The organism is Longimicrobiaceae bacterium, from assembly GCA_035936415.1.
GTDB lineage: Bacteria > Gemmatimonadota > Gemmatimonadetes > Longimicrobiales > Longimicrobiaceae > JAFAYN01.
Map to the genome: position 1 here is coordinate 1 of DASYWD010000143.1, position 1,551 is coordinate 1,551.

2 protein-coding genes are annotated in these 1,551 nt (G+C 76.1%); both read left to right on the forward strand.

The window, feature by feature from the left end:
• Positions 1-492, forward strand: a 492-nt coding sequence (locus tag VGR37_05370) for a tetratricopeptide repeat protein (protein ID HEV2146825.1), incomplete at its 5' end; no start/stop codon positions are given.
• A gap of 54 nt (positions 493-546) precedes the next feature.
• Positions 547-1,551, forward strand: a 1,005-nt coding sequence (locus VGR37_05375; protein HEV2146826.1) for a serine/threonine-protein kinase, incomplete at its 3' end; no start/stop codon positions are given.

Consider the following 1,551-nt stretch of genomic DNA (forward strand, 5'->3'; position numbering starts at 1 on the left):
GTGCCTCCGGTGCCGCCGCGCCCCCCCGCGGCGGAGGCGCGCGACGCCAACCGCGAGGGGCTGCGGCACTTCCGCGAGCGGGAGTACGGCCCGGCGCTGGAGGCGTTCCGGCGCGCCGGGCGGTTGAGCCCGGACGAGGCCGAGTACCGCAACAACGAGGGCTACGCGCTCCTCCGCCTGGGCCGCCACCGGGAGGCGGTGGCCGTGCTGGAGGAGGTGGTGGAGCGCCACCCCGAGCGCCACGTGGCGTACGCGAACCTGGCGGACGCCCACCTGGCGCGGGGCGACACCGCCGCCGCGGTCGCCACGCTGGAGCGCCTGCTCGCGCTGGACCCGCCCCGCACGCGGAGGCGGCTGGCCGAGGCGATGCTGGAGCGGATCCGCCCGCGCGAGGCGGACCCCTGGCGCGCCGTGCCCAGCCCCGAGGTGGAGCTGGCGACGGGGTGGAGCGTGCCGGAGGTGGTGGAGCTGGAGGTGGCGGAGCACCCCTGAGCGCGCACGGCGTTCGGGGGGCGGCCGTCTCGACAACCAGAGATCGGATGAGTCATGCCGGGGTTTGAAGCGTTGCTGACGGGGCGGGTGCTGGTGGACCGCTACCGGATCGAGGAGGTGATCGGCAGGGGTGGGATGGGGGCGGTGTACCGCGCCACCGACGCTCGCCTGGGCCGCGACGTGGCGGTCAAGGTGATCACGGTGATGGGCGCCGCCGACCCCGCCGCCCGCGAGCGGATCCGCGCGCGCTTCCGGCACGAGGCCGCCGCCGCGGCGCGCCTCCCGCACCACCCCAACGTGGTCCCCGTCTACGACTACGGGACCGACCCCGAGCTCGGGCTGGACTTCATCGTCATGGAGCTGCTGCGCGGCGAGGACCTGGCGACGCGCCTCGCCTCCTCCGGGCCGCCCGCCGTCCCGCTGGCGCTGGAGATCGTCTTCCAGGCCGCGCGGGGGCTGGCGGTGGGGCACCGCTCCGGCGTGATCCACCGCGACGTCAAGCCCGGCAACGTCTTCCTGATCCACCCGGACGACCCGGAGGAGATGCAGGTGCGGGTGCTGGACTTCGGGATCGCCAAGGTGATCGCCGACGAGGACACCTTCACCCAGCTCACCCAGGACGGCCGGGCCCCCCTCTCCCCCACCTACGCCTCCCCGGAGCAGCTCCGCGGGGAGGCTCGCCTGACGCCGGCCTCGGACGTGTTCGGGCTGGGGGCCATCGCCTTCCAGCTCCTCACCGGCGAGCGCCCGTTCACCGAGGCGGACCGGAACCGGATGGGGATCGGCCTCCCCGTCCCCGCCCCCTCGGTCCGCGCCCGCAACCCGTCCGTCCCGCCCGGCGTGGAGGAGGTGGTCCTCCGCGCCCTGACCTTCGACGTGGAGGAGCGCTACCCGCACGCCGGCGCCTTCGCGGAGGCGCTGGACCGCGCCCGCCGATCCATGGGCGACGTCCCCCTCGCGCCGTACGCCCCGCCGGGGTACCGGACTGGCGCGGAGGAGGACGGGACGCAGCTCGACGACGACCGCACCCTGGTGGCCCCGGCGGGGCACCCCGGCCAC